Raw genomic sequence first — 20,651 nt, 5'->3', positions numbered from 1 at the left:
CCCTACTAAGGAGTAGAAGATGAATAAATCGGAAGAATTTTGGGATGGCGCGTCCAAAAATTACGACAAGACCGAAGAGCGATTTGAATACATTCATAGTAGATCTAGGGAAAACACCAAAAAATTCCTAAAGGATAGCGACACCGTTCTCGATTATGGATGTGGAACAGGAACCGCAGCATGTCAGTTTTCTAACCAAGTTAAAGAGCTTCACGCTATTGATATATCATCGAAGATGATTGAAATTGCGAGGGGGAAAGCAAAGGCCTCGAAAGTTGAAAATATAAGGTTTGAGCAATCAGATATTTTTGACAGAAATCTTTCTAATGATTCCTATGATGTCATCCTAGCCTTTAATATGTTACACACAGTTCCTAACCCACAAGATGCAATGCTACGAATAAATGAATTGCTAAAGCCAGAAGGTTTATTCATTTCCGTTACACCATGCTTGCGTCAAAGGATGTCATTTTTAGTTAACATTCAAATTCAACTGGTACGAGTCTTATGTAAACTTGGGTTAATCCCCATACCAATAAGAAGAATCACAAGCTCCGACATAGAAGATTTATTAAAAGCTGGTGGATTTCAGTCAGTTGAGTCCGAAGAGATATATAAAAACGCATCAAGCTATTTTGTCGTAGCTAAGAAGTCACAAAAAACATAACCATGTTAGTACTAGGAGTTGTTTGTATGATTTCCGATGCTGTTATACATATGTGGGAGAAAAGCTTATGCTTGAACCGATAGTATTAAAAGAGAATACCAATTTAATATAAGCTTCATTGGTGGTGTAGTGATGGCTCGTTACTAATTATTAGTTTTTTCTAAGCCTAATACCTGTGGATAAATCATTAAAGTAATCCACATAGAACACAGGTATAACAAGGTGGCTGCCCCCATGGAGTAGTTTGATGCCATCCCGCGCTTCATTTCCTATGAGCCAGCAAAAGAAAACAACAGCCTGTGGAATGAAGTTACACAAATGGCGTTACACTGAGCGTCGATGGCAATAACAAACTTCCTTTATCAGACGCTAACATGCACAAATCAGGTTCTATCTATGGATGACAAGGTTCAAGCCAAGTTTGAAACGTATCCAACTAAAGCCAAAACACAACTACTTAAGATACGATCGACCACTCTTGAGCTAGCAAAAAAAGAAAAGCTAGGTGAGGTCGTTGAAAGCTTAAAGTGGGGTGAGCCTAGCTACCAAACCAAGCATGGCAGCACACTCAGAATAGACTGGAAAGAGAAATCACCCAATTCCATTTCTATCTATGTTAACTGTAAAACAAAATTAATAGAAACCTATAAAGAGCTATATCCAGATACTTTTCACTATATCGGCCAACGAGAAATAGCACTACCAATATCAGGTCCACTACCATTGAGAGAGCTTAAGGTTTGCATATCTTTGTGCTTGAGATACCACAAGATCAAACACTTGCCTTTACTTGGGGAGTAAAAAAATATTCGCTGTTAGCGATACTTCCCTTTGAGCAGCGATAACCGAACATAGGGTGGCCACCGCTGCAATAACGTTACCGCTAGTTAAAATAGGCTAACTAATCAGCTAAGGCGTCGTTAACAAGCATTTCTAAAGGTAAAGAAGGACTAAATTCGACAGGGCCACCCACCGTTCTTTGATAACGAATAACTACTTCATCCATACCAAATAGGCCAGTAGGGTTCGATACATCAACACCAATCATTTTCATGCCCGGCTGCCATTGTCCAACAGGAATAAATGCCGTACCTGTGCCATGCCCTAACCAACTAACCTTAAGCTCTGCACCTTCACCAACGGGCCCATTAATAGGGTCTAGATTATGGCTATAATTTTCATTTAGCTTAAGGGTTAGTCGCTTACCTTGGTGTTGCTGGCTATGTACATCTGCCAAGGTAAAAGGAATAACTTTTTCAACTTGAGCATCTAAAGTAAACAAATCGAAATCAAACTGACTTGGCTCATCGTCAGAAACATATGAGTCAGAACTTTCAACTGAAACACGAATTCGCACGCTATCAGCCAGGCTTAAAGCATCAAAATTCTCTATCGACACACGAACAGCACGAAACAACCACTGATCTTTTTTAACAACCGTTATCGTATCGGGCTCGTTAGAGTTAGAGACAAAACCACTTTTAATGCTTAGTGTCTTGGCAGGAAAAGGGGAGCCTTCAGAAAAAGCCAAGGTTAATTGATCAACTTTTGTTAAACCTGTGCGTTCATCCAAACTAGCCTTGATGCTTCCTGTAGCAATGCCGTTAAAATCAAGACCTGGAATCACAACACCTTGCTGGGTATTACCTTCAATAGAAAAAACATCCGAAAAAGATGATGTAGACATAAAAAACGCTAGAACAGAAAAAGCTTTGATAAGAAATCGCATTTATTACTCCATGTAATATTAGATGTGGAAAACAGCGCCACAATTAGAAACAAGTAAGAACAAGCTTTCAGTTACAAACAAGTGAGCCTATATCATAGCATTATTATTTATTGATTTTGATGACAGTTGTCACCTTCAAATATCGGTATTTTAGCCCCCTAAAAGAGAAGTAATTTCCTTGCTATTCAGGCCTAATCTACTCGTTTAAAAAGAAAGAATTCAGACATCCATCTGTCTTGTTTTTATAACAAATAAAATAAAAAAAGGGCAGAGATAGTTCCCTGCCCTAAACGCGTGAGCTAACTTATTCGTTGGCCGGCCAATTTAAAATCCGGCTTTTATTACTAAAGTAAAATACAAAGGCCTGTAATACTGCGAGGCAGTGTCGTCTCTATTTTACTCGTCATCGACAAGAGTAATAATATCCGTTGGACTTCCGACACCTGCACCGACTACATCACCGCTACTTGAGGTCATACGAGCCCAAATAAAGTAGAAGTTACCATCTGGCAGTTCCGCAGTTGGTGTCCGATCACTAATATCAAAGCTCACCGTTGCAACCCCGTTAGTGGTACCAATGACTGTTGCGTCTACTTGAGTTGCATCTTCAACGGGCGTCCAACCAGAATTTAGCTCTCTAAACCAAACAATGATGCCACCGTCTCCACCATCTAGAACGGTCTCTCCGTTGCCCGCTTCAAACTGAAGTGATATTTCTAGAGGCTCAGAAGTAGAAAACTCTTCGCTCAAAAAGCTCTCTCTATTTACGTAAGTCATCGAGGTTGGTCTATATGTCTCAACCGTGATCTCACTTTTGTCTTCGTATCCTCCGTCTGCAGTAGTAGCCGTAATCGTTGCATCACCATCAGCTATACCTCGTACAACACCACTGTCGCTAACTGTGGCAACGCCATCATCACTTGAACCCCATGTAACGGAAGCATCATCAACACGCTCAGGCATTACGGTTGCACTTAGATTCAGTTCTTGATCAACCAATACAAAGGCTGTTTCAGGCGTGACTGAAACACTTTCGACTGAATAAGGTACGTATGGAATAACTTCAATTTCAGCAAAATCACTTTCTCCATTTGTAACAGAGCTTGCTGTAATATTTGCCGTACCCACGCTCACACCGGTTACAACACCTTCAGTATCAACCGTTGCAATAGCGTCGTTACTTGAACTCCAGTTTACAGCTGGATTGGCATTAACCGGGTCAAGAATGATATCAAGGTCAAGATCGGCAACACCCACTCGAACACTTTCACTTGCCGGGGTAACCGTTAAGCTGGTTGGCTCTGGGAATTCGCCATCATCGCTTTGCAATACTGTATTGGCATCAGGTCCGGTTAGGTAAACAGTCTCACCATTTCTCCAGCGAATGGATACTGATTCAATACTAGATTCATCACCTAAACCAAAGTGAACCGTATTTAATAAACTCTGAGAGTGGGACTCACCCGCTGAACCAACACGCTTGTAATAGGTATTGTTTGTTGTTTGCACGACGACTTGTGCAGAAATAGGATCGATGTTTTCGATTGGGCTATACCCTACACGAACAAGGCTGTAGTTAGCGCTTGCATCGGCATCGTTACGGAATAAATGCCAATTACCGTATTGGTCGTCGCCACTTAAAATATCAACATCACCATCAAGATCGAAGTCAAAGGCCTGACCAGAATCCGCATGGCTTACACCAGCAGTGTGGGTCGACTCTTGAGAAGTTACGATTTCAAAGCTGTTGTTACCGGTATTTAATAAGGTGTAATCCGCAATGCGATCACGGATATAACCGTAACGATAAACAAAGATATCGTTGAAAGAATCGTTATTAAAGTCACCGTAGGTCACACCCCAGTGGTTACCACCTTGAGGGATATTCCAGCTCGCATCAGCGGTGCTGAAGTGATCGCCTTCGTTAATCAGTAGAATGTCTTGCAGGTTGCGATTGTTAGCATCCCATTCAGTTTCGACACTGCTTAAGCCTTCTAACCTATAACCAATACCCCACGAAATAAACTGGCTACGCACAACTTCTAAACGCCACTGACCGTCGCCGATATAACCAATATATACACCGTTTTCACTGCGGTCTTCTGGCCAACCTTCTGCAGCAGCCTGAGTAATGACATTCGTTTCATCATTACTTTCTGGGGTTTGCTCCGCTTTATTAGCACCCAAGTAGACATTGAACTCGCCGTCATAACGCGAACGCACAATCGTATGATCGTAGTGTGACATGCTAATATCGCCATCAGCACTAAAGCTTATCTCCGTGCTTTCAGTGCGCTCACCCGAATCATAAATATCCATAATGCCGGTGGCAGCATTAAAATCCATAGATGGTGTGGCGGCATTACTCACACTGTAATAGGCGTAACCTCGAGTGATATAAACTTCGTTATCACCGTCATTATCTAAATCCATATCTGCAGCGGCATAACCACCGTATACACCACGATGTTCTTCAGGAATCCACTGCGTAGTCACGTTGGTGAAGGTGTAGTCGCCATTACCCTGCCACAAAGAAAGAGGCGAAGTAATTAAGAAATCATCAATGCCATCTTTGTTAAAGTCGAGCATCAATAAACGGTCGCCAGCGGTATAACCAAGCCCTAGCACATCAACTAATTCAAAAGCGCCTTCACCATCATTGCGATAGAAAATATGCTGAGCGCCTGTCTCACCGTTAATACCAGCAGCGTTAAATAAGGCCAGGTCTAAGTCGCCGTCGAGATCAAAATCCCCCCAACGAGCGGAGCGACCACGCGCACCGGACGTTAGACCAATAGGGGCGCCTTGGGTTGCGGTGCTGGTATTAAGTACACGATCACCATCATTAACATAAAACACCGGAGGTTGAGGACTAGTGCCGTTACCACCACCTAAAGTGACTAAGAGGTCTAAGTCACCATCGTTGTCATAATCACCTGCGGCTGTGCCGTGTAGATCCATCAGATTCCACAAGGCAAGATCGCCTTCATTTTTAGTAACCGATGTACCAGCATTATTCCAGTACAGCTTACTTGGCGAATCGTTATGGTTGTTAAGCACCAAGTCGTAATAGCCATCGTTATTCATGTCAGCAACCGTTGGTCCACTGTACTTAAGGCTATTGTCATCAATTAAACCAATATCTGCTGCAATATCGGTAAATGATGGAAACTCAGTGGCATTGATATCGCTAAGCTCAACGTTTTCAATAACAGCTTCACCGCCACGCACATAAAATTCGAGCGTCTTGTTACCTGTTGAACCAAAGTTCACGGCAGCATTAAGAGCATGCGTACCTGAAGCTACAACATCTAAATTATCGAGTAATACAATGCCGTCAGATTGAATATTGACATTGGCATAAGGGGCCTCGGTTGTAATATCAAAACTCACACGCTTAAGTGCCGAGCCTGTCACGTCCACACTGATACTAGCCATCAAATTAGGCACTGCCGGTGAAGGCTCTGAACTAGGTATGGTGCTAGGTTCTGAGCTTGGCTCGGGACTGGTTGTTGGTGTAGCAGCTGGGCTCGCTTCAGGGGTGACTGTTGCAGCAACTGTTGGTGAAGGGCTTGCCTCACCCTCCGGCTTGTCTGATTTACCACCACAAGCGCTTAAAAGCGCCAACGGAAAACATAAGGCTAAAGCCTTGGGTATCGTTTTTATCATTATTATTCATCCAATATTTGGAAGTTATTTTAGGTTCTGGCGATAAGAGTTTTTAGCTTACTTATTATTCTTATCATGCCCCTAAATTAACACTCTAGCTTATGCTCTTCCTTGACGATTCTGAACAATCTAAGCTTTTTTCATTAGTCAGATAAAACGATAAAAATCAACTACTTAAACCCTAAGTTCATTATTTTTCGAAGTAATCTTGAAAATAATGAACCCGTATTCCTCACCCTAAATCACTATTTTTAAGCGTGGCCTTTAGCCATGCCCAAACCTAGGTGTTAAGAGCCGAGCCCAGCGCTGCTTTATGCCCTTATCACCAACGCAAGGCAAAGCCCAAACAATAAGTAAAGTGACTGATTTAAAGGGCTATACCCCAGACCTCTCAAAAGAACGAATGAATCCGATTGACAACAAAAGTTAAGCACACGCTTTTAATGCATACGTAGGGTGTTATTATTGTCATAACTACGACTATGACTCATAGATTACGCTCATTAGCAGAAGGGTAATAACGTATAAAAGAAGCTGTCTTTGTCAATCCGTTACCGTTGAAATAGAAGACTCACAAGAGTTTGAAGCCTGTCACAGGGACTCTTTGGTTTAGACACCGGACTTAACGTCAAAGAGCAGATCTTTATTGCTCATAAAGCAGATTTATGTTTATTTACGGAAGAAATCGAAGCGCTGACCGAACAGGAAGTATTTAAAAAATACAGTGCCTAAGCTCGCCCATTAACAGTAGCAAGACCCTAGCATAAGCCACTATGGAGCTATATATGAAAAAAGGACTATTCATTATCTTGGCACTAAGCAGCCTATGCGCATGCGGCACCTATACCAGCCTAAGCTCTACGGATAGGCAAATTGCGCGAAAGCTCGATAAGAAAAACACTCATTGTGATTCAGTGAGCCGTTTATATGGAGGCGTTTCGTACAATCTTTGCTCTTTACACTCTTCTCCTAATAAGAGTTATTACATCAACGTATGGGCTTCTGGTTTTTACTTAGTCGACACCGCTTTTTCTGCTGTAAGCGATACCGTAGTTATTCCTTACAGTGCCTATAGGCAAATAAACGATGGTAATGTAGAGGTTAACTAAGCAACTTATTTGCACTTGAAGCCCAGCTCATTAATAGAGCGTTTAAATATACTTAATAAAAAACATGTAACATTGCATGATTTTTAAATTAGTAATAACAATGTACACAATAAGCTATGCGCACTGAACTTCGAAATAAAATCGTTGAAATCTGCGATCAAAAGATGGAAAAGAAAGGGGAGGATGTCGGCCTATCGTTCTACGCCTTCTTTAAGAATAAGAATGATCAACCCGAGATACTGATGGAAGCGGCACAGTGGTGGATACAAAAACATCAGTTAAATCACTTTGAAAAAGCCCATAAGATCAAGTCGATGGTTAAATCGGGCTTATAATAGCTCGCCATTTCACCTATAAACCATCACTTTAAAATAGAGCGCAACCAGCTTGCTAGGTAAGTAGCCACTAAGGATGCCACCATGAATTTAAACGATGTTGTACCCTGGGGGCGCTCTTTAAGAGAGTACCAGCAGATGTTTTCGCTTAATCAAAGTGATTTAGATAAGAGAATCCTAGGCTGCAGTGATGGCCCTGCTTCTTTTAATGCTGAACTTACAAAAAAAGGAGGCAAGGCTGTATCTATAGATCCGACCTACCAGTTTGAAAAACACGAGCTAGAAGCTCGTATTACAGAGGTTTATGATCAAGTGATGGCTCAAATGCGAGCCAACCAAGAACACTATATTTGGAAAGACATTGAGTCCGTAGATGCATTAGGTAAAACAAGAATGTCGTCCATGAAGGCTTTTATTGATGACTATGAACAAGGAAAACAAGCGGGCCGCTACCAATATCAAGCCCTTCCCTCTCTGAACTTTAAAGATAATGAGTTTGATCTTGCTCTTTGCTCGCATTATTTGTTTTTATACAGTGAACATGTGAGCTATAAGCAACACCTACTTTCAATTTTAGAACTGTGCCGAGTAGCGAGTGAAGTACGCATTTACCCCTTATTAACACTTGCAAACAAGACCTCCCCCTATCTAAGCGATATTATAACCGAACTAGATAAAAAGGCATTGAGCTGCTCACTAGTAAAGGTCTACTACCAGTTTCAAAAAGGTGCAACACAGATGCTAGTGATAAAACGAGCTTAAACTTCGAAGCCAATTAACAGCATAAAATAGAAGCGCTCACATATAACACCTCTTAACATAGGTATATTGTTTTGTCAGGCAGCCATAACACCATTATTCGTAAAGCAGAACTAGAAGATGCCGCAGTGATTAGCCGGCTTATTTCTTCCCTTTCTCATTTATATTTACAAGATAGCAGCGCTCAACTACCTGAGTGGTTTGCAAAGACTCTATGCATAGCAGAGCTTGAGAGGCGACTAAAAGATAGTCACTTTGAGCATTATGTGTTTTTAACAGGCTCAGAAATAACAGGCTATATCGCCATTAAAGATGGTCATCACCTATACCACTTATTTGTAGCCGAGCACCAGCAAAGAAAAGGCATAGCCAAGCAGCTGTGGAAACACGCAAGTACGACTTCAGACACCTACACTGTCCGCTCATCCATCAATGCGATACCTTTCTATAAACACCTAGGCTTTAAAGAAAGCGCAGCCCAAGCTAATAAAAGCGGTATTGCCTACCAGTGCATGACATTTGTACGAGAGATGACTTAGCTAATGAAACAGTGGATTATCTGCATTATTTTAAGTGCCCTGTCTTGTATTATGAGTCTTTGCTACTTTATTGAATTCATTGCTCAAGATAGCTGCTTAGATTTAGGCGGCCAATGGCTTGGAATGATTGAAGGTTGCATAGGTGGCAATGAGTTTTCTATGGCCAAGCTACTTACACCACTCTCTATTGCAATCGCCCTGGGAATTTTACTGGGTATGAGCAGCGCTTTAGTACAAATATCCAGCATGCTTAATAAAGCGCTACACTCTTTTAAAAACAAATAGACTATGGCCCCTATCGGGCAAGCTGGAATCAACATCGCATAGCTTGTGGGCTACCATAAAGCCTATAAAGGTAAAAACCAAAGCATTATTACTGTATCTATTATTGCCTTATGGATTTATTTAGCCACTTAGCCAATCCTCAAGAAAATTTATTACCTCGTGGAGGCGTTGTAAATTATTACGGGCCGGTACTTGAACATGACGTAGCTGAATACTATTTTGAACGTTTGTTAAACGAAGTAAATTGGCAGTACGATGAAGCGAAACTGTATGGCAAACATATCATTACCAAACGAAAAGTAGCTTGGTATGCAGACCAAGCTTTCGACTACCACTATTCAGGCACTAAAAAACGAGCACTCGCTTGGATAGAGCCTATTGCAGAACTCAGAATGTTAGCAGAAGAAAAAACAGGTGAGTGCTTTAATGCGTGCTTGCTTAATCTCTATCACACTGGCTCTGAATCTATGGCTTGGCACAGTGATGCCGAAAAAGAACTCAAGCGTCATGGTGCGATTGCGTCCTTAAGCCTTGGCGCTGAGAGAAAATTTTGTTTCCGACACAAAGGCGATAAAGAAAAAGTTGAAGTGAAATTAGAGCATGGCAGTTTGTTAGTGATGAAAGGTGCCACTCAAACTTTTTGGCAACACTGCTTACCTGCCACTAAAAAAGTCGATCAGCCTCGTATCAGCTTAACCTTTCGATCAATGCTAAGCCCTTAATTACTAGTTACCATCAGGCCAGTGCCCTGTTTTATCAAGAGCAGGAGAATATTCCATCAATTCACCTGTGGCCGCTAAATCAAGATAGGTGCTTTTTTGTACATGAACTTCAATAATACGCTCAGCCCCCACAAACGATTCTAACGCTGTATGTTGCCAATGTATTTTGGCTCGCCCTTGCACATGCAAAGCTCTAGATTTTTGAAAATCTGGGAACAATAAGGCCACACGCGAATCAGATTCAATATTACCCAAAGTATTATAAAAGCGGTTACCGCTAAAATCTGGAAATAACAAGGTATTGGCTTGTGCTTTAACAAAACCTAGCTTGCCTCCACGATGTGAAATATCTAAACCTGTATTTTCCTGATCGTTAAATTCATCCGTACGAGAGGCTATATAAAAGCTAAATGCCTGAGAAATAAACCAACGGGCTTGTTCGTCTAAACCGGAAAGTGAAGAACTGATTTCTTGCTTCAACTTACTATGCATAGCTTTAACGGTTAAAGCTTGTGTTTGAATATACTTGGGGCAATTCCCAAAACTCTGCTCCACAGCAATGCTAAACCCTTCGGTATCTCGATTTGAGACCAGACCATTCATACGGTTACGTCTGCGGCTGCTTAGGTCTATACCCAACGTTGCCACTTTTTCTCCTTGCGCTAAAACACAGTCTAAAGCCTCAAGTGCGCTAGGTAGCGCACTCACTTTCAGCTCTTGATTCGTCGGTGAAGAGATAAAACCGGGATCAGAAAAAACAGGTAATGCACAGGGCCAACCATGTTTATCGCTCAGCCCCAACATCAACATAGATAGGCTTTGAAAAAACGCTCTATGCTGTTCGGGCATATAAGGGCGAATAAAGCTGGCTCCAACGTTACTCATACGCTCAGCAAACCCCAAACGCTCTTGCACTGCGACTTCTGCTTTATGAAATGCTCTATGAACTTGCTTCAAGATACAAACCTATACTCAACACAGTTAATAAATTAAGCCGGCGTATCAGTGGCAAGCATAGCAATATATCCAGGCAAGGCTTCAATACTTTGCAACCAAGCGAGGATATGCGGATAAGTATCTAGCAATACTCCACCTTCGGGTGCATGCTTGATATAGGTATAACAGGCCATGTCTGCAAGACTTATTTCTTCGCTGGCTAAAAAGCCCCGATCACTTAAAACCTCATCAATTAAGCGCAATACGCTATGCGCTTTTTTCTTAACAAGCTCATGATCTAGAGCAGCGCCAAAAACCGTCACCAAACGTGCAGCAGCAGGGCCTGCTGCCAATTCACCCGCAGCCACACTCAACCAACGCTGCACATTAGCGGCGGCAACGGGGCCTTCAGGCAACCAACTCTGATCCCCCCCGTAGCGCTTAGCCAAGTACACTAAAATGGCATTCGAATCGGTCAATAGCGTGCCATTATCATCAATGGCTGGGACCTGAGCAAAAGGGTTTATCTGTAGAAAGCTTGCTTGCTTGTGCTCACCATTAGGTAGATCTAGGTCAACCAATTCATAAGGTAGATCGAGTAAGGATAAAAATAACTCAACACGGTGGCAGTGGCCAGATAAGGCAAAACGATAGAGCTTGATAGCGGTGTTATTTGTGGGAAAGTGTGCGTTCATGATTGTTAGCCGTTTCCTTGTTTATGTTCATCATTAGGCCTGAGCGGCCAGTAATAGAGGCTTAGCTGCAAGCGATGGTTGTACTTTATCTATTCCCCTATTAAAAATAATTAGCCTAAATTGAAATTTATTATTACGATAATAGAAACAATTGAGACTAAGTAAGTGCTATGGATAAACTAGAGGCGATTCGCGTATTTATTGAGGTCGCCAAACAAAAGAGTTTTGTGGCCGCCAGCCAGCATTTAGCGATGTCTGCCCCCGCTGTCACTCGTGCTATTGCGCAACTAGAGCAAGGTTTGGGTGTTAGTCTCCTAAACCGAACAACTCGCAATGTACGCTTAAGTGATGCAGGCTTACGTTTTTTGACAGACGCCAAGCGTATAGTCGAAGACTTAGAAGAAGCTGAAGCCGCAGCGGCAGGTGTTTACGCCGAGCCTAAAGGCATGCTTACCGTCACCTCTCCGGTTCTTTTTGGTGAAAAGCATGTGATGCCGATTATTACGGAATATTTAACGCTTTACCCCGAAATGAGTGTACGTGCGATGAACTACGACCGTATCACACACTTACTTGAAGAAGAGATGCATATTGCTATACGTATAGGCCATCTTAAAGATTCAAACCTATATGCCACACAGGTTGGGCAGATACTGCGTTTACATTGCGCATCACCGACCTACTTAAAAAAGCATACACCACCAAAGCAACCATCAGATTTACAGCAGCACCAGATTATCTTTAGCACGAGCCCCGACTCCACGCCGATTTGGCGCTTTAATAACAAGGGCAAAACTGAGCATATTAAGCTCAGCCCTCGCCTTTATTGCAACCAAATTGGCGCTAGCATCAGCGCAGCATTACAAGGTCATGGCATTGTACGCGCCCTATCGTACCAAGTGAGTGAGCACCTACAGCAAGGCGATTTAAAAACTGTGTTAGATGAGTTTCAAGAAGCGCCTCTGCCTGTCAACGTAGTTCGTATAGAAGGCAAAAGAAGCAACGCAAAGATTCGTAGTTTCTTAGATTTAGCCATCAGCCGCTTGCAGGAAAACAAAATTATTAATCCATAAAGTAATCTCAATTTAGCTACTTTGCATATAAGCTCAGCCTAAGACCGAGCCTTTGCATACAGTTTTAAAGCCAGTAATAAAAAAGCAACAGAGAAAATGAGCAGAGCCGTTATATGCACAACAATAGCCCCCCCTAGATCCTGGCCGATCACTTTTAAAGTAAGCTGCGCAAGGTGATACGAAGGTAGAAACTGTGCAAAGCTCTGCAAAAAGCCAGGCAACATGCTAATCGGTAGCCATAAGCCAGAAAGAAAAGACATAGGCAAATAAATAGCATTGACTACTGCAGCAGCACTTTCTGCCTTAAGACTGAGCCCCAATACTAGGCCCAATAAACAAAAGGGCAAGCTTCCTAGTATCAATACAAAAAGAAGTAATAAACCTTGATCCAGGGACAAATTCACACCCGCCACAAATACCGCTATCAACATCATCACAGAAACAATAATCAAAGAAAATAGCATAGATACCAGTATCCGGCTCACAACTTGAGCGAAGGCAGGCATAGGTGATGCTTCTTTTACATCAAGCCAGCCCCTACTTCTTTCCACTGCCAGACCAGCACCAAAAGAAAACAAAGCAGGCCCCATTACACCAAAGGTCGCGTAGGTACATAACAAATAAGTAGAGGCCGGCACATTACCTTGATTAAGAAGCACACCAAAAAACAAATAGAACATGGTTGGAAACAAAAGCGTTGGCAGTGCAAATGCAGGGTTTCTGACTGTTTTAAGCCATTCAAATTTTGTCTCTAACCAATAAACATTTAAAGTATTTACCTTAGGTATCAATAGCGATGTGCTCATGCTGCGCTCCTCTTACTTAGCTCTTGTTTTGCCGGTCTTTGCTCGTTCAAAGCTTGCCCATTTATGCCATTACTTTGACAGGCAGTATTTTCCATGCGTAAAACAGCTTGCTCTAAGCCCGCTTGAGACACTGTGAGCTCTTTTAATTCAGGCTGAGCTGCCAATAAAGACAGCAGGGTTTTATTAGTGTTTCTGCTTTGCAAGCTAATATATTTACCTCTCTGAGCTACGGATACGACATCAACAAAACCATAAAAATCGATGTCTTCATCCGGATTCAAAAAACGAATTAAACTTGAGCTCACACTTGCTTTAATCTCTTCCGCAGTGCCGTGCTGAATTATCTTCCCTTCTTTAAGTAAAAGAACCTCATCTGCTAGGCTATCTGCTTCCTCTAAGTAGTGGCTTGTTAGCACGATTGCGGCTCCCTGTTGCTTAAGCTTACGGATAGCCGACCATAAACTCTGCCTAGCACTAACATCCATAGCCACACTCGGTTCATCTAAAAATAAGAGCTTAGGGTTTCCACAAATACTTAAAGCAAACAACAGGCGTTGCTTTTCTCCACCAGACAGTTTTTTTGAATAACGTTCTTGTAAACCCTCTAACCCTGCATAAGCGATCACCTCGTCGTAAGGCATAGGCTTGGGGTAATAACTTTGGAATAGCTGAATATGTTCTTTTACTTTGAGCGTGTCAGGCAGTGAGGCAACTTGCAATAAGGCCCCTGTTTGCCTTTTAACAACAAGCGACCCAGGTTTTTCACCAAAAATACGAATTCGACCTGAATCCAAACTTAAACGACCTAGCAAACCATTTATTAACGTTGTTTTGCCGGCGCCATTTGCCCCTAAAATTGCAAGCACTTGGCCTGGACGAATAGTAAAATTAATATCGTTAAGAGCAACTTTTCCAGCAAAGGTTTTATTTAAGCCCTTGATAACAGCAACAGGCTCACTAGCTCCAGTTTCAATTGCATGCCCAGTTGCACACCCTGTCACATTGTTCGTTGAGTTCATAATCCACCCTCTGTCATTTCCTTAAGTGTTATGGATTATGAACTCGGTAATAACAATAAAGCATGGACAAGTATCATCAATTAGATATGACAAATGTCATATCATGCCTAGATAGATAAGCCCTGAGTAAGCTGCGCAATACGCAACCCAAAAGCCTTTGCTGTTTCTAAATCACCAGGCAAGGGCCCCTCATCAGGGTTGGCATCAGAGGGAGATTGCGCCATCAGCCCACTATAAGAACCCAGATAGTTTAAATCGTTTCTATCTGCACTCTTACTATTAGACGGTGCTGATGCCGCTCCGGCCCACAACATGCGATGCTGCATGGCAAAGGTCATTAGCCAGCTAATTGTTGTTGCCTTATCACCATTCATAGAAGCGGAGTTAGTAAAGCCCGCACCTAATTTATTTTTCCATGCAGATGCAAACCAACGCTTACTGCTGTCATCAGCAAATTTTTTAAACTGCCAAGGCACGGTTCCCATATAAGTCGGCGCACCAAAAACAATGGCATCTGCCACATCCAAACATTCCCATTCCGACTCAGTTAAGGCCCCGCCTTCAGAAATCGCCAAAAGCTGAACCCGTGTATTAACTTGCTGCTCCAACCCCTTAACGACGGCCTGCGCTTGACGAACGGTATGACCATAACCACTAAAATAGACCACTGCGATAGACTTCATTGCTGCTACTCCCTCCTCTAGTTTTTAAAGAGCTCATGCTACTATCCCGTTTTTAAACAAAAAACATGGAAAAACAAGAGGAAGCATCCCATAAACGGGATAATCTAGGCGCTAATTATATGAAATGGAACTATGACGACATTGCCCTTTTTATCAGCATTGCCAACAATGGCAGTTTTAGCGCTGCTGCACGCCAGCTAAACATCCCCAGTAGTACCGTCAGCCGCCGCTTAGCCCAACTAGAAGAAGCCCTAAACGTTCGCTTATTAGAGCGCAGCTCTCGCAAAATGAAATTAACCTCAGCGGGGCAACAACTGCTCGATGGCGCCGAGCAATCTGTTCTAACTATTCGCGAGCAAACTGAAGCCTTAGTACGTAGCCAACAAAATATTGAAGGCCATATTCACCTCAGCGCACCGGTATTTATGGCTCAAGAAGTATTAAGTGAGTGGTTAAGTGATTTTGCCTTAAAGCACCCAAGCATAAGAATCCAGTTCAGTTTAGATAACGAGCTTCAGGATTTAATCGAAGAAGGTATCGATTTAGCAGTGCGTATTGGCCCTTTACGTGATAGCAATTACATAGCGCAGTTTCTGGGTAGTAGCTCTTATTGGCTCTGCGCTAGCCCCAAGTTCTTAGCGAAACAAGAACAAACAACAACCGAACAATTACTGGCGCTGCCTTTTGTTAATTTTAAGCGCAAGCACGAGCTACACATTAAAAACAACACTGGCTTTTCAGAAAGGCTGGGCACCCATACCCTTTATAGCAGCAACGATATAACCGTGCTAAGGCAAGCGGCAATTAAAGGCCTTGGTTTATGCTGTCTTCCCGACTTTGCTGTTAATAAATACGTGGCCAAAGGTGAGCTAGTGCGTTTACTTAGCGAATACTCTATCGAACCCATACGTGACATATACGCTGTTTACCCTAGTAGAAAGCAGCAGTCTTTAAGCACGCGTTTGTTGATTGATTATTTGAAAGAGCGCTATAGAAGTTGCCAGCCGATACTTTAGCAATGCTTGTATATACCGTTTAATAAATAGACGCATAGTTTTATAAAAAAAGCGCCCGAAGGCGCTAAGTAACGTAGCATTCTATTTATCAAGCTTGAAAGTTATACGCTTTCTCATGGCTCTAAATGTGGCTGGTTGTCCCTCATCATCAACCAAAGGCTGATAGCGCCAGCGCGATACAGCGTTTTTGGCAGCACTATCAAAGATACCCTCAGGCTGTGAGCTCACAACTTGAATATTTTCAGGCTCTCCGCGCTTATTAACATCAAATTGCAGCAAAACCCAACCTTCTAAATTACGTCTAATGGCTTTTTGTGGATACCTAGGCTGAACCATCGCTCGAGGTACTGGATGTTGAGCCACACCGATTCTTAATGTGGTTTCAAACGTTTCTTTAGGCAAATTCAAGGTAGGAATCTCTACCCCTTCCCCTACCATATTCTCCTGAGGAGGATCAAGCATCTCAGGGGGCTCTTCGATTGGCTCTGGGCGTACAATCGAATCGTATTTAGGGTCTACACTATCTCGCTCATCAAGCACAACCGCCGGTAGTATCGGTGCTACCACATCAACAATATCGACAGGTTCTGTACGAACCAATATATACATAATATAAAATAGAAGCAGTGTCATAACGGCTGCAGCGACTAAAGGAACTAGCACCGATGACATGTGCGTTAATACATTGTTATTTCTTATTGCCTGGCTCATATCCACCTCGCATTGCGATTGATCATTTTTATATATGGGTAAAAGCGCTACGTTTTATTAATTTATTTTAAACTTATAAACTTCCCTAGCTCGGGATATTCTCACCGGCTCCCCATTCAAATAACGAACTGAAAACCGGCTATTTTCTAAAGCTTTTTTAACCTCCTTATTAAATACATGATTTTTATTTTCCTCTTCAAATCTAATATTCTTTGCCAATCCGTCAACATCGATATCAAATATAACTTTGATCTCGGCTTCCTGTGAGCGACGTAAAGCTTTTAACGGATATCGAGGCACCAACATGTCATCAGCCAAAAAACCACTAAGTTCTATTGAAATATTATCGGCTTCAATACTCTCAGATAAGTCGTAGTCTAAAGATCGGTCTTGATTAACAAAACCAACCTTAGGTAACACAGCCTCAACAACGTCAGAGTCAACACTTGATACTGCGCTCCATGATTGAGGCATGACTGTTAATTGTTCATAAACCGATCGCTTTATCACGTCTAGACTATGAAGCTCACCTTCCTTTTTTTCGTTTTTATTCTCTACAGATCTGAAGGAAGTCAAGGTTAAATCTGGCGCTTTATAAACTAATACCGGCCTCTGATACTCAGTAATGTGCAAACTAAATAACAGGGACAACAATAAAAAAAGACCAATAATAGAGACCACCTTACCCCTAAAACTAAATCCGCTTCTGTCCCTTCCTCCATCGAGTACATTTGACAACCTCTGGTGTAAAAAGCTCTGGTCTAATGCAACTAACTGCTGTGGTGTTTTCTGCTCTACGACCATAAACAAGATGTCTTCGGCATAAGCGCTTCGACATGATAGCTGCTCTATTACTTGATCATCTGCACTGAGCTCTGCATTCTTTTTAATACGATCTAATAAAATCCAAGCTGGTGGTAAAAACCAAAACACTGCACGTATAAAATACGTTAGCTGACGCCACAACCAATCCCTGCGATGCACATGAGCCAACTCGTGCAACAAAATACGCTCCAACCTATCCTTATCCCAAGTGCGCCAAGTACGGGGTAATAATATAAGTGGTTTCATCGCCCCCCAAACAGCAGGGGTATTAATCTCTTTAGTTTCTATAAAGCTAATAAATCCAAACTTTACAGGCAGTAATTTTTCAGCCTCACTCTTATTGATTAAACTTGCTTTTTTAACGACCCGTCTTGCCTGATAAAGATCTCCCAGCCACAAAAATACTAAAGTAAACATAGGAATAAAATATAGTGAAAAATAGATTGGCCAAGGTTGATGCCATAACATAACGATACTTACCTTGGCTGCCGGCATAAACGGTAAAACAACCTTTGGAAGATGAGCCTGTAAAACAAATAAAACGATAAAAAGCAATAAACTCGACGTCAACAACCACGAACAGCGCGCTGGCGATTTGGCAGGCCCTGCTTTTATCAATAGCAAAAATATGAAAACGACTAAAGGCTTAATAATCACAGCACATAAGAAGTTAATTAGCTCAATATTTTCAAACACAGGCTTACCTATTTTGAGATTTTAATCGCTTAATCTTGCGCTCTAACTCATCTAGCTCCCGTTTATTTAGTTCTCCATCATTCAAGTCCAGCAGTGCTGAAACCGCATTGATCGCCGAGCCTTTAAAAAAGGTTTTAACCAATCGTTTCAGTGCAGAGCCCTGAACATGCCCTTGAGATATTTTTGCAAAATAGATATGCCGAGTCCCTTCGCTTCGCTTATCCAATACTCCCTTCTCAACTAAGCGCGCGATTAAAGCTCTAACAGATGAATACGACGGAGGATCGGGCATGCGCTCTAACACCTCTTGCGCCGAACAAGCTTCGAGCTCAAAGATAACATCCATGATTTGTCGCTCTCGACGACTTAAATTTTGAAGTTGATTAGACATACGACCTGCTAAATTTGTAGCACATGCTAGAAATTTAGCAGGTCGTATTAATATATTCAAGCTATAAATGCTAAAAATTTAGCAGCTATAGAAGTGGCCCAGAGACAGCCGAGCTTAAATCGTCGCAAGATAAACTAGCCCACATACAAAAAAGCCTGAAGCAGCAGCGCTGATTCAGGCTTTTTTTAATAACTACGAAGTAGCCTTATTTGACTTCTTCACCATGAGCTTGTTTATCCGCATGATATGAAGAGCGAACAAGTGGGCCACAGGCTGCGTGTTTAAAACCGAGCTCTTCGGCTAAGGCTGTGTATTCATCAAACTCTTCGGGTGTAACGTAACGCTCGACAGGTAAGTGGTCTTTAGATGGTTGTAGGTATTGACCAATAGTGAGCATGTCGATGTCGTGCTCACGCATATCGCGCATAACATCAAGAATTTCTTCTTTGGTTTCACCAAGGCCTACCATCAAGCCACTTTTTGTTAATACGTCAGGGCGGCGCTGCTTGTATTTTTGTAGAAGCTCAAGAGACCATTTGTAATTAGCACCGGGGCGGCTTTGTCGATAGAGACGTGGCACGGTTTCCAGGTTGTGGTTAAAGACATCGGGCGCGTCTTTTTCAAGAATATCCAAAGCAATATCCATGCGGCCACGGAAATCCGGCGTTAATATTTCGATTTCTAAATCTGGGCACAACTCTCGGGCATGGCGAATACATTCAGCAAAGTGCTCCGCACCGCCATCACGCAAATCATCTCTATCAACAGAGGTAATAACCACGTACTTAAGCTTCATGTCAGCAATCGCTTCAGCCAAGTTTTTAGGCTCATCCGCATCAAGTGGGTTTGGCTTACCGTGGCCAACATCACAAAAAGGACAGCGGCGGGTGCATATCTCACCCATGATCATAAAGGTCGCGGTACCACCACCAAAACATTCACTTAAGTTCGGGCAGTTGGCTTCTTCACAGACTGTCGCAAGTTTATTTTTACGCAGCAGTTTTTTAATGCGATCGACTTCGGGTGAATTACTCACTCGAATACGAATCCAATCTGGCTTGCGTAAAACCTCATCGCTGGCGATGACTTTTACTGGGATACGCTCAACTTTATCGGCATCGCGAAGTTTTTCACCTTGCTGTAAGCGACGTGTGCGTTTGACGGGTGTTTTACTTTCTTCAGACATAGTACTTCTTTGCTGGGCGACTACGCTTTTGGCTTGTGACCTGAGCGCACGCGACTGACTGTGAACGTTTAGGCTTGGGCAGGCCAGGCTTCGCTGCTGTGGCGCAGTGCCTGAGACTCATAGCCCAAAATCTGGGCAAGCATTGTAGCGTAATCGCTTTGAAATTGCTTGAGTGAGGGCAAATCCTCACCTGCAAGTAGATCCGCAAGCTGAACCATGGAAAGCCCCGGATACCCGCATGGGTTGATACGTAAAAAAGGGCTTAGGTCCATATTGTAATTCAGAGCCACACCATGAAAGCTGCGGCCATGGCGAACTCTAAGGCCAAGCGAGGCTAATTTCCGGCCTTCAACATACACACCAGGCGCATCCGGCTTGGCAGCAGCCTCTATGCCATAAGAAGCTAGCAAAGCCACAACACTGCTTTCAATGGCGCTCACGAGCTCTCTGACGCCCATTTTTAGACGCTTAAGATCCAACAACACATAAGCCACTAACTGACCTGGGCCGTGGTAGGTCACCTGCCCACCTCGATCACTTTGCACTAGAGGGATGTCGTCACCAAGCTCCAACAAGTGCTCAGCCTTACCGGCCTGACCCTGAGTAAAAACGGGCTTGTGTTCTAACAACCACAGCTCGTCGATGCTGTCGGGGCTGCGCTCATTAGTAAATTGCTGCATGGCCTGCCAACTGTCTTGATAATCGACATGGCCTAGCTCTCTTACAATTAAAGGCAGCTTATTGGTCTTAATTGAAGCCTCTGTAGTAGATGGCGTGATGCGGCTTTCACTCATGCGCCT

The 20,651-nt window shown here is 42.7% G+C and carries 22 protein-coding genes; 10 read left to right on the top strand and 12 right to left on the bottom strand.

What is annotated here, in order from left to right:
* Positions 1-19: 19 nt before the first annotated feature.
* A complete protein-coding gene (locus AB1S55_RS07245) occupies positions 20-667 on the top strand; it encodes a class I SAM-dependent methyltransferase (protein ID WP_370981137.1) in 648 nt (215 codons plus the stop codon).
* A gap of 396 nt (positions 668-1,063) precedes the next feature.
* A complete protein-coding gene (locus tag AB1S55_RS07240; protein ID WP_370981136.1) occupies positions 1,064-1,468 on the top strand; it encodes a DUF1801 domain-containing protein in 405 nt (134 codons plus the stop codon).
* Positions 1,469-1,568: 100 nt separating this feature from the next.
* Here AB1S55_RS07240 and AB1S55_RS07235 read toward each other — a convergent pair whose 3' ends face one another.
* Positions 1,569-2,396 (bottom strand): hypothetical protein, encoded by an 828-nt coding sequence (locus AB1S55_RS07235; RefSeq protein WP_370981135.1) that lies wholly within the window; start codon positions 2,394-2,396, stop codon positions 1,569-1,571.
* A 396-nt stretch (positions 2,397-2,792) separates the two neighbouring features.
* On the bottom strand, positions 2,793-6,065 hold the full coding sequence (locus AB1S55_RS07230; protein ID WP_370981134.1) for an FG-GAP-like repeat-containing protein: 3,273 nt from the start codon (positions 6,063-6,065) through the stop codon (positions 2,793-2,795).
* Positions 6,066-6,850: 785 nt separating this feature from the next.
* Here AB1S55_RS07230 and AB1S55_RS07225 point away from each other — a divergent pair.
* The 6 genes from AB1S55_RS07225 (at position 6,851) to AB1S55_RS07200 (ending at position 9,814) form a co-directional block, all read left to right on the top strand.
* Positions 6,851-7,174 carry a YceK/YidQ family lipoprotein gene (locus AB1S55_RS07225; protein WP_370981133.1) on the top strand — a complete coding sequence of 108 codons (324 nt, stop codon included), beginning with the start codon at positions 6,851-6,853 and terminating at the stop codon, positions 7,172-7,174.
* A gap of 116 nt (positions 7,175-7,290) precedes the next feature.
* A complete protein-coding gene (locus tag AB1S55_RS07220) occupies positions 7,291-7,509 on the top strand; it encodes a DUF6500 family protein (protein ID WP_370981132.1) in 219 nt (72 codons plus the stop codon).
* 84 nt (positions 7,510-7,593) lie between these two features.
* On the top strand, positions 7,594-8,271 hold the full coding sequence (locus AB1S55_RS07215) for an SAM-dependent methyltransferase (RefSeq protein WP_370981131.1): 678 nt from the start codon (positions 7,594-7,596) through the stop codon (positions 8,269-8,271).
* Between the two features lie 71 nt (positions 8,272-8,342).
* On the top strand, positions 8,343-8,807 hold the full coding sequence (locus AB1S55_RS07210) for a GNAT family N-acetyltransferase (RefSeq protein WP_370981130.1): 465 nt from the start codon (positions 8,343-8,345) through the stop codon (positions 8,805-8,807).
* A 3-nt stretch (positions 8,808-8,810) separates the two neighbouring features.
* A complete protein-coding gene (locus AB1S55_RS07205; RefSeq protein ID WP_370981129.1) occupies positions 8,811-9,092 on the top strand; it encodes a hypothetical protein in 282 nt (93 codons plus the stop codon).
* A 110-nt stretch (positions 9,093-9,202) separates the two neighbouring features.
* On the top strand, positions 9,203-9,814 hold the full coding sequence (locus AB1S55_RS07200; RefSeq protein WP_370981128.1) for an alpha-ketoglutarate-dependent dioxygenase AlkB: 612 nt from the start codon (positions 9,203-9,205) through the stop codon (positions 9,812-9,814).
* Positions 9,815-9,817: 3 nt separating this feature from the next.
* Here the strand turns inward: AB1S55_RS07200 and AB1S55_RS07195 are convergent, their stop codons facing one another.
* On the bottom strand, positions 9,818-10,771 hold the full coding sequence (locus AB1S55_RS07195) for a pyridoxamine 5'-phosphate oxidase family protein (RefSeq protein ID WP_370981127.1): 954 nt from the start codon (positions 10,769-10,771) through the stop codon (positions 9,818-9,820).
* A 32-nt stretch (positions 10,772-10,803) separates the two neighbouring features.
* Positions 10,804-11,445, bottom strand: a complete 642-nt coding sequence (locus AB1S55_RS07190; RefSeq protein WP_370981126.1) for a glutathione S-transferase family protein — start codon at positions 11,443-11,445, stop codon at positions 10,804-10,806.
* A gap of 170 nt (positions 11,446-11,615) precedes the next feature.
* Between AB1S55_RS07190 and AB1S55_RS07185 the strand changes: the two genes are divergently transcribed.
* Positions 11,616-12,518: a LysR family transcriptional regulator gene (locus tag AB1S55_RS07185; RefSeq protein ID WP_370981125.1), complete on the top strand. Its 903-nt coding sequence runs from the start codon at positions 11,616-11,618 to the stop codon at positions 12,516-12,518.
* A 38-nt stretch (positions 12,519-12,556) separates the two neighbouring features.
* Here AB1S55_RS07185 and AB1S55_RS07180 read toward each other — a convergent pair whose 3' ends face one another.
* The 3 genes from AB1S55_RS07180 to AB1S55_RS07170 all read right to left on the bottom strand — a co-directional run bounded on the left by AB1S55_RS07180 (position 12,557) and on the right by AB1S55_RS07170 (position 15,026).
* Positions 12,557-13,324 carry an ABC transporter permease gene (locus AB1S55_RS07180; RefSeq protein WP_370981124.1) on the bottom strand — a complete coding sequence of 256 codons (768 nt, stop codon included), beginning with the start codon at positions 13,322-13,324 and terminating at the stop codon, positions 12,557-12,559.
* Entirely contained in the window at positions 13,321-14,343 is a 1,023-nt protein-coding gene (locus AB1S55_RS07175; protein ID WP_370981123.1) for an ABC transporter ATP-binding protein, read from the bottom strand. Before AB1S55_RS07175 ends, AB1S55_RS07180 begins: the two co-directional genes overlap by 4 nt.
* A 107-nt stretch (positions 14,344-14,450) precedes the next feature.
* On the bottom strand, positions 14,451-15,026 hold the full coding sequence (locus AB1S55_RS07170) for a flavodoxin family protein (RefSeq protein ID WP_370981122.1): 576 nt from the start codon (positions 15,024-15,026) through the stop codon (positions 14,451-14,453).
* A 65-nt stretch (positions 15,027-15,091) separates the two neighbouring features.
* Here AB1S55_RS07170 and AB1S55_RS07165 point away from each other — a divergent pair, with 65 nt between their 5' ends.
* On the top strand, positions 15,092-16,042 hold the full coding sequence (locus AB1S55_RS07165) for a LysR family transcriptional regulator (RefSeq protein ID WP_370981121.1): 951 nt from the start codon (positions 15,092-15,094) through the stop codon (positions 16,040-16,042).
* Positions 16,043-16,123: 81 nt separating this feature from the next.
* Here the strand turns inward: AB1S55_RS07165 and AB1S55_RS07160 are convergent, their stop codons facing one another.
* From AB1S55_RS07160 to lipB, 5 genes are all read right to left on the bottom strand, one after another.
* Entirely contained in the window at positions 16,124-16,753 is a 630-nt protein-coding gene (locus AB1S55_RS07160; protein WP_370981120.1) for an energy transducer TonB, read from the bottom strand.
* A 57-nt stretch (positions 16,754-16,810) separates the two neighbouring features.
* On the bottom strand, positions 16,811-18,133 hold the full coding sequence (locus tag AB1S55_RS07155; protein WP_370981119.1) for a M56 family metallopeptidase: 1,323 nt from the start codon (positions 18,131-18,133) through the stop codon (positions 16,811-16,813).
* A 145-nt stretch (positions 18,134-18,278) separates the two neighbouring features.
* The gene (locus tag AB1S55_RS07150; protein ID WP_370981118.1) at positions 18,279-18,665 is read right to left on the bottom strand and encodes a BlaI/MecI/CopY family transcriptional regulator; all 387 of its coding nucleotides are present in this window, start codon (positions 18,663-18,665) and stop codon (positions 18,279-18,281) included.
* A gap of 205 nt (positions 18,666-18,870) precedes the next feature.
* Positions 18,871-19,851, bottom strand: a complete 981-nt coding sequence (gene lipA, locus AB1S55_RS07145) for a lipoyl synthase (RefSeq protein WP_370981117.1) — start codon at positions 19,849-19,851, stop codon at positions 18,871-18,873.
* Positions 19,852-19,919: 68 nt separating this feature from the next.
* Positions 19,920-20,645, bottom strand: a complete 726-nt coding sequence (gene lipB, locus AB1S55_RS07140) for a lipoyl(octanoyl) transferase LipB (protein ID WP_370981116.1) — start codon at positions 20,643-20,645, stop codon at positions 19,920-19,922.
* Positions 20,646-20,651: the final 6 nt, after the last annotated feature.

Origin of the sequence: Agaribacterium sp. ZY112 (assembly GCF_041346925.1) — a bacterium.
In the GTDB taxonomy this organism is placed as follows: domain Bacteria; phylum Pseudomonadota; class Gammaproteobacteria; order Pseudomonadales; family Cellvibrionaceae; genus Agaribacterium.
The sequence above is the reverse complement of the archived record's forward strand: the minus strand, read 5'-3'. Positions and strand labels throughout refer to the sequence as shown.

Coding starts and splice junctions, on each gene's coding strand:
- AB1S55_RS07190 (WP_370981126.1), bottom strand. CDS start 11,445: ATGAACGCACACTTTCCCACAAATAACACCGCTATCAAGCTCTATCGT.
- AB1S55_RS07240 (WP_370981136.1), top strand. CDS start 1,064: ATGGATGACAAGGTTCAAGCCAAGTTTGAAACGTATCCAACTAAAGCC.
- AB1S55_RS07185 (WP_370981125.1), top strand. CDS start 11,616: ATGGATAAACTAGAGGCGATTCGCGTATTTATTGAGGTCGCCAAACAA.
- AB1S55_RS07175 (WP_370981123.1), bottom strand. CDS start 14,343: ATGAACTCAACGAACAATGTGACAGGGTGTGCAACTGGGCATGCAATT.
- AB1S55_RS07225 (WP_370981133.1), top strand. CDS start 6,851: ATGAAAAAAGGACTATTCATTATCTTGGCACTAAGCAGCCTATGCGCA.
- AB1S55_RS07165 (WP_370981121.1), top strand. CDS start 15,092: ATGGAAAAACAAGAGGAAGCATCCCATAAACGGGATAATCTAGGCGCT.
- AB1S55_RS07215 (WP_370981131.1), top strand. CDS start 7,594: ATGAATTTAAACGATGTTGTACCCTGGGGGCGCTCTTTAAGAGAGTAC.
- AB1S55_RS07230 (WP_370981134.1), bottom strand. CDS start 6,065: ATGATAAAAACGATACCCAAGGCTTTAGCCTTATGTTTTCCGTTGGCG.
- AB1S55_RS07245 (WP_370981137.1), top strand. CDS start 20: ATGAATAAATCGGAAGAATTTTGGGATGGCGCGTCCAAAAATTACGAC.
- AB1S55_RS07200 (WP_370981128.1), top strand. CDS start 9,203: ATGGATTTATTTAGCCACTTAGCCAATCCTCAAGAAAATTTATTACCT.
- AB1S55_RS07220 (WP_370981132.1), top strand. CDS start 7,291: ATGCGCACTGAACTTCGAAATAAAATCGTTGAAATCTGCGATCAAAAG.
- lipB (WP_370981116.1), bottom strand. CDS start 20,645: ATGAGTGAAAGCCGCATCACGCCATCTACTACAGAGGCTTCAATTAAG.
- AB1S55_RS07160 (WP_370981120.1), bottom strand. CDS start 16,753: ATGAGCCAGGCAATAAGAAATAACAATGTATTAACGCACATGTCATCG.
- lipA (WP_370981117.1), bottom strand. CDS start 19,851: ATGTCTGAAGAAAGTAAAACACCCGTCAAACGCACACGTCGCTTACAG.
- AB1S55_RS07205 (WP_370981129.1), top strand. CDS start 8,811: ATGAAACAGTGGATTATCTGCATTATTTTAAGTGCCCTGTCTTGTATT.
- AB1S55_RS07170 (WP_370981122.1), bottom strand. CDS start 15,026: ATGAAGTCTATCGCAGTGGTCTATTTTAGTGGTTATGGTCATACCGTT.
- AB1S55_RS07180 (WP_370981124.1), bottom strand. CDS start 13,324: ATGAGCACATCGCTATTGATACCTAAGGTAAATACTTTAAATGTTTAT.
- AB1S55_RS07235 (WP_370981135.1), bottom strand. CDS start 2,396: ATGCGATTTCTTATCAAAGCTTTTTCTGTTCTAGCGTTTTTTATGTCT.
- AB1S55_RS07150 (WP_370981118.1), bottom strand. CDS start 18,665: ATGTCTAATCAACTTCAAAATTTAAGTCGTCGAGAGCGACAAATCATG.